Raw genomic sequence first — 5,730 nt, forward strand, 5'->3', positions numbered from 1 at the left:
CGGGGTTGATTTCATGAATACATCCATAGTAAATAACTGAAGTAATTGCAAGAATAATCTTTACAATGTCAAATTAATTGATATCACTTAACGCAGGTATTTTGGATTCGCACGGCACACCTGTCTGACAAAGGCCACAGGCGTATCCCTCCATATGGAGCTTGGTTTTGACGTATACAGCGGTCACCTCCCGAATATATTTCCGGCACGCGATCTTGTCGTGCCCTTTTTCCGAGATGGCTCCGGCCGGGCAGCGCCCGATGCATTTTCCGCATTTTCCTTTTGGATAAAACAGACAATAGGCGTGGTGGTCCTGATAGGGCCTTGCGGGGACCGGTATCCGGATGTTGGCAGCCACGGATCCGCAGCGCATGGCTTTTCCCCTGGGGGTGATCAGCCCGTCGCTCAGGCCGAAGGTTCCCAGCCCGGCAGCGTAGGCTGCGTGCCGTTCCGACCAGCAGGACGCAAAGCCGTATTTGGGGGATTCTTTTCTTTCCCAGAACGGCGAAAGCTGGGGTGCAACCGCCGCATATCCGGCTGCTTCAAGGGTGGCGACCACGTGGCTGCGAAGCGTTGCGTTGACCTTTTCCCCGATAATCCGGGCGCGGGCCCATCTTTCCGAAGGGTATTGCGTTTCCCTGCGGTTGTCGGACTTGGTTTTATCGGACTGGGGCAGGATCCAGCTGATGACGGTCAAGTCTTCAGCTTGGGTTGAAATGCCGGGAAACGTCCTGTTGAAAATTTCCAGGGGCGTAAAGTGAAACGGGCCCACATGGTCTTTGTAAGCCTCAAAAAGTGGATCGGCGCCGTTGGCAAAACCCACCAGGGGTTCTGCCCAGGCCTTTTCATTTTCCGCGTTCTGAAGATTGTTTTCCGGCGAAGAGAGGATGAACGCTGTTATCGTGTCTTCCGCCCATTTTTTTAAATCCGGCGCTTTCATGTTGCCCCCTGTGCTGTTTGTCTGATAGAATCCCTGCGATCAAAGGTCCCCTTGTGCTCGGCTTCGGCGTCTCTGACATGGGGGATTTGCCGACAGGCCTGAATTTTTATCCTTGCCGGGGCGGGATCGCCAGCTCTGGATTTGAACAAAAATTGCGCATTTTTAAAAGGCTTCGGGCTTTTCCATCCTGGATGGTTGCGACCTAACCGCACCTAACACATAGGCCCAGGTTCAGCAAGCATCAAATTTTTTTGAAGGGCATAAGGGGAGGCTCCGGTCCGGTGTTTACATTCCGTTTGGGAAAATCAATTTTATGACAATGACTGCCATGTTCAAAAAAAATAAGAGAAAGGAAAACGATATGAAAGTGGATCTTTACACAAAAGGGGTATTAACGGTCATCGCGCTATGCCTGGTTTGGATTTGTGCCAGGGAGCTTCCGCTTATCCGGACAGCCGAGGCGTTTAACGAAGGAAAGCCAACCGAAGTGGTGATAAAGAATATTGAGCCGCTGGCGGTGGCAATGTATGCCCAGGTCGATACAAAAAACCTGAATTTGAAATACGCCTGGGTCCCCCTGGAAGCAGCGGGTTTGGAGCGCGACATCTATTCGAATTACAAATCGGCCAGGCTGATTGTGTCAACAAAAGAATAGTCCGGTCCTAACCGCGTTGCACAGAAAAATGTGCACGCGCACTGAATTCTGTGCATGAAGAATTTATTTTATCTATCCGTCATTGGGGCGCCGCACGGCCTTATCGATCTAACCTTATAATATAAAAGCAATTTTTTGTTGACGGCTGTTTTGTTTTAAAAGCCGTGCGGATGGCATGAATATTGTAGCTTACTTTGTTTTTTGTTGGGCGTACGGGGCGTCCTGTCGGGATTTTTCATAAAATCCAACCTGTCGGATAATTTGCTGCATCCGGTAAATCAGTTAAGAGACAAGCATTCATAACGGGCTTGTTCCGGGAAAGACGTTGCAGCAGACCCGGTCGGCAGCCGGGAATTTCGATTGCACACGAGCCACCAGAAGAGGAATTTAAACATTGAACATCAGTGAGCGCCGGCAGTACACGCGCCGGCAGACAGAAGTGGGCGTATCCATTTTCATAAAAGAAGAGACCATTCCGGCGACCGTTGTCGACCTCTGCGAAGGGGGCTTTGGTCTCAACTGCCAGAGAGCATTTTTCCCAGGGACTGAAATTTATCTTAAACTTGACGATATTGATGATTTTGGTATTTATGGAACCGTTAAATGGGCCTTTCTTCAAAATACAGGAAATGAAATCAGCTATCGGCTGGGAATCCAGGTGGAAAGGATTGCAGCGCTGCCGGCAGATGGCGCGCAACAAACTATTGATCGTACCGAATTTATGAAAAAAATCATGCCTGAAACCATAATGTGATGTAAACCTTCATGGGTGGATCAATGGCGATCAACACACAAACCCCCTCTTATCTGAGAGTCGATAGGAGGGGGTTTGTGTTTTTATACCGCCCAACCAGCCGTTCGCCGCTATCAAAAGAGACTTTCGATAGCGGGGCCATAGGGGCATATAGGCCATTTTCCCGAGCATTTGCAGGAAAAAATTATCAAGGAGGAAATGGATATGGATACCGAATTTCATTATTACATGACCGGAATCATCGCCAACGCGGCCGGCTTCAGCGAGGCCGAAGCCAGGATCATTGCAACGGCATCGGAATACGTGGATGAGAACGACGTTTGTCTGACGGTCGAAGACCGTTCAAGCGGCAATGTTTATGAAAACTATATTTCCCAGACGATGAACATTCTAAAGCCCAAACGAAAACTGATGCGGATATACCCGGTATTTCACTTTGTACCCGGCGACCCGATGAGCGAAAGCGCCTGCCGCTGCGACGGCAAGATGCATCTATTAAACACCACGCCCGACAATGAGCTTGCCAACAAGATGATCGACCTGGCTTTTAAGGCTTCCGAGGATACGCGGCTTTACCGCATCGGGATCGCCGTCCATGCCTATGCCGACACATGGGCCCATCAGAATTTCGTGGGATGGTATGATTTCTTTAACGACATCGCCCTGGATGTTAAGCCCGATATCGGGCATGCCAACGCCGAACACCATCCCGACTGGCCGGCCCACCGGTGGGAAGATCCGCGTCTGGTTAAGGATGAAATCGACAATTCAGAGCGCTTCCTCTCTGCTGCAAAAGAAATATACGGCAAATATCAAAATTTTAATAAAAAAAGAACCAAGAAAGCGAATGCAACCTGGAAAAAGGTATCTGCTCAATTGATCCAGGCCATGGGGGCTTCATTTTCCGGAAATCAGAATTATTATCATGAAGACCGCCTGGAACGGTACAGGGAACTGGCGCCGTGGCTGGGAGATTTCGATGAATCCGACTGGTTTAGCGCGGCCATCGATACAAAGGTGCAGGGATTAAAGGATTCCGAAAGCGGATTGCTTTCCATGTTCACCATGCTGCACGACAAGCTGTACTGGAAGGAAGGAACGGATAAGGAGAAGACGCACTGGTTCAGATTTCAGGAGGCGGTAAAAGAACATCAGGCAAAGGCCATGGAGGACCTGGACGTCCTGTTCGCCAGGATGGGCGTGGATCTGCACGCGGTATAACTTCCATCCCGCATAATAAAGTGACGAACTTTCCATATCCAGCAAAAAGGTTCAAATAAAGGAGAAAAAAATGAAGCTGCCTGAAATCGGTGAAACGGTCACCACCCAAGCGGCCCTGGCGCTGTGCCGGCATTTCGGTTTGGATTATCTGATTGCGCGCATTGAATCCGACCCGGATCGGTATAAGGATTGGAAGTTCGACGGGTGTTCCGGATTGCCGGATGAACTCATGGGGCTGTTCACCGGCTGCAAGTGGGAAGATATCACTTATAAATGCTGTTTGCCCCACGACCTGGCGTACGGCTATGGCGAGCCGGGAAATGCAATCGAGAGAAAACGCGTGGATGAAACGTTTTACAGCGACCTGGTGGCCAAGGCCGGCATGCGCACATGGACCGCCGCCGCTTTCCTGGCAGCGGTCCGCGTCGGCGGGGCGGAAAGTTTGGGGCTGTCGTTTTCGTGGGGTTTCGCCCACAGGTAAACGGGCTTTTCAATTTTGATTGTAATTTTGACTATTTCAAAATAGAACCGGCCATCATCACATGATCCTGGTGCGCAACTTCGTTTCCGGGAGCCTGACATGCCGTCAAAGATCATCTTTGAAAGGTTTTTATGGTTTCACAACCGGGTTAAGGCTGGGCTATATCCCAATGCCCGCGTCCTGGCGGAAAAATTCGAGGTGTGCCGCAAGACCGCCCAGCGCGACATCGAATTTATTCGCGATCGCCTGAATGCGCCCTTGGTTTACGTATCGGACCGGCGGGGCTATGAATATGAAGATAAGACCTATGAGCTGCCCGGCCTGTGGATCAACGAAGACGAACTGGGCGCTCTGCTCATCGCTTCCCGGCTGGCTTCCACCATTCCCGACCGGAGTCTGAAATCCTCCCTGAAAGCTTTTTTGCAACAGATCGTAACGATCCATTCCATCAAATCGCCGTTTACGCTGGATGAACTGGGCGAAAAAATTTCGGTCAAGAATATCGAGTACGCCCGGGTGGATGAAACCATCTTCCAAATGGTTGTGGACGCCCTTTTCCTGCAAAAGGCACTGGAGATCGACTATTTCTCGCCCCACAAGGATGAGGATTCCCGGCGGGTGATTTTTCCCCTGCACCTGCTCCAATACATGGGAAGCTGGCATGTGATTGCCCACTGCACCCTGCGCGGCGAACTGCGGGATTTCGCCCTGTCGAGAATCCGCCGGCTGACACCTTTTCAATATTCCTTGCCGCCCAGGATCGCCACAGGATCGGTCAAGGACTTTATCCGTAAGAATTTCGGTATTCTGAGCAGCGATGCCAGCATTACCGTCTGCCTCAAGTTTGCCACGGAAGTCGCAGCCTGGATATCGGAACAGATCTGGCATGCGGATCAGGTCCAGGACATCCGGCCCGACGGCAGTCTCTGTCTCACTTTTCCGGCGGCGGACTTAAGAGAGGTCAAGCGCGAGGTCCTCAGATTCGGCTCTCAGGTGGAGGTGCTGGCGCCGCTCGACCTGCGGAATGAAGTGAAAAATGAGATCCGGAAAATGGCCGGCGTCTATGGAGAGGAAAATAATTCCAAACCGGACAAACCCGGACGACGGCAGGGCGCAATTCGAGAAACATCTTGATTTTTAATCTAAACTTTAAGATGTTGAGCTAATAATCGGGCGCCCGGAAAAAAACCTGACATGCTATCGGCAGAGAAATATGGTTCAGTCGACAACACCTGAAAAGCTCACTAATATTCTAACCATTATCACGCGCAATTTAAAACAGAGCCGGATCCCCTTTGCGGTCATAGGGGCAATGGCCTTAGGGCTTTACGGCCTCCCACGGTTTACTGCCGACATCGACCGGATCACCGAAAGGCGCTTTTGGACCGAATTGCAATCCATCATGAAACGCCTGGGGTACACCTGTTCCCAGAAGACCGACGCGTTTGCGCAATTTGAATCCGAACTGGGCGTTTTGGGGTATATCGATTACATGTTTGTCAATACCCCCGACGGAAGCGCCATTATAGAGCGCAGGGTTGAGATAAAAGATGAATTGATGGGGCAATATCCGGTCGTGCAGCCGACCGACTATCTGATTTTAAAAAACTGGGTATGCAGTTAACTCAACCGCCCACTATATGTAGAGGGTTACCTCCAATAATCATTTGGCGCGACAC

The 5,730-nt window shown here is 50.6% G+C and carries 7 protein-coding genes; 6 read left to right on the forward strand and 1 reads right to left on the reverse strand.

Annotated elements, in window-relative coordinates; translation table 11 throughout:
- Positions 1–73: 73 nt before the first annotated feature.
- Complete coding sequence (locus P1P89_21835) at positions 74–940, reverse strand: epoxyqueuosine reductase (protein MDF1594159.1); 867 nt, start codon at positions 938–940, stop codon at positions 74–76.
- Positions 941–1,301: 361 nt separating this feature from the next.
- Here P1P89_21835 and P1P89_21840 point away from each other — a divergent pair, with 361 nt between their 5' ends.
- The 6 genes from P1P89_21840 to P1P89_21865 all read left to right on the forward strand — a co-directional run bounded on the left by P1P89_21840 (position 1,302) and on the right by P1P89_21865 (position 5,675).
- The gene (locus P1P89_21840; GenBank protein ID MDF1594160.1) at positions 1,302–1,595 is read left to right on the forward strand and encodes a hypothetical protein; all 294 of its coding nucleotides are present in this window, start codon (positions 1,302–1,304) and stop codon (positions 1,593–1,595) included.
- A 394-nt stretch (positions 1,596–1,989) separates the two neighbouring features.
- Entirely contained in the window at positions 1,990–2,349 is a 360-nt protein-coding gene (locus tag P1P89_21845; GenBank protein MDF1594161.1) for a PilZ domain-containing protein, read from the forward strand.
- A 204-nt stretch (positions 2,350–2,553) separates the two neighbouring features.
- Complete coding sequence (locus P1P89_21850; protein MDF1594162.1) at positions 2,554–3,570, forward strand: hypothetical protein; 1,017 nt, start codon at positions 2,554–2,556, stop codon at positions 3,568–3,570.
- A gap of 70 nt (positions 3,571–3,640) precedes the next feature.
- Positions 3,641–4,051, forward strand: coding sequence for a hypothetical protein (locus tag P1P89_21855; GenBank protein ID MDF1594163.1), 411 nt, complete (start codon positions 3,641–3,643; stop codon positions 4,049–4,051).
- A gap of 99 nt (positions 4,052–4,150) precedes the next feature.
- Complete coding sequence (locus tag P1P89_21860) at positions 4,151–5,185, forward strand: WYL domain-containing protein (GenBank protein MDF1594164.1); 1,035 nt, start codon at positions 4,151–4,153, stop codon at positions 5,183–5,185.
- Positions 5,186–5,264: 79 nt separating this feature from the next.
- Complete coding sequence (locus P1P89_21865) at positions 5,265–5,675, forward strand: hypothetical protein (GenBank protein ID MDF1594165.1); 411 nt, start codon at positions 5,265–5,267, stop codon at positions 5,673–5,675.
- The last annotated feature ends 55 nt before the right edge of the window (positions 5,676–5,730 follow it).

It is taken from the genome of Desulfobacterales bacterium, from assembly GCA_029211065.1.
Taxonomy (GTDB): Bacteria; Desulfobacterota; Desulfobacteria; order Desulfobacterales; family JARGFK01; genus JARGFK01.

What these genes read in the sequence shown, in the direction of transcription:
- P1P89_21835 (MDF1594159.1), bottom strand. Translation starts at nt 940, where the DNA reads ATGAAAGCGCCGGATTTAAAAAAATGGGCGGAAGACACGATAACAGCG.
- P1P89_21840 (MDF1594160.1), top strand. Translation starts at nt 1,302, where the DNA reads ATGAAAGTGGATCTTTACACAAAAGGGGTATTAACGGTCATCGCGCTA.
- P1P89_21850 (MDF1594162.1), top strand. Translation starts at nt 2,554, where the DNA reads ATGGATACCGAATTTCATTATTACATGACCGGAATCATCGCCAACGCG.
- P1P89_21855 (MDF1594163.1), top strand. Translation starts at nt 3,641, where the DNA reads ATGAAGCTGCCTGAAATCGGTGAAACGGTCACCACCCAAGCGGCCCTG.
- P1P89_21860 (MDF1594164.1), top strand. Translation starts at nt 4,151, where the DNA reads ATGCCGTCAAAGATCATCTTTGAAAGGTTTTTATGGTTTCACAACCGG.
- P1P89_21865 (MDF1594165.1), top strand. Translation starts at nt 5,265, where the DNA reads ATGGTTCAGTCGACAACACCTGAAAAGCTCACTAATATTCTAACCATT.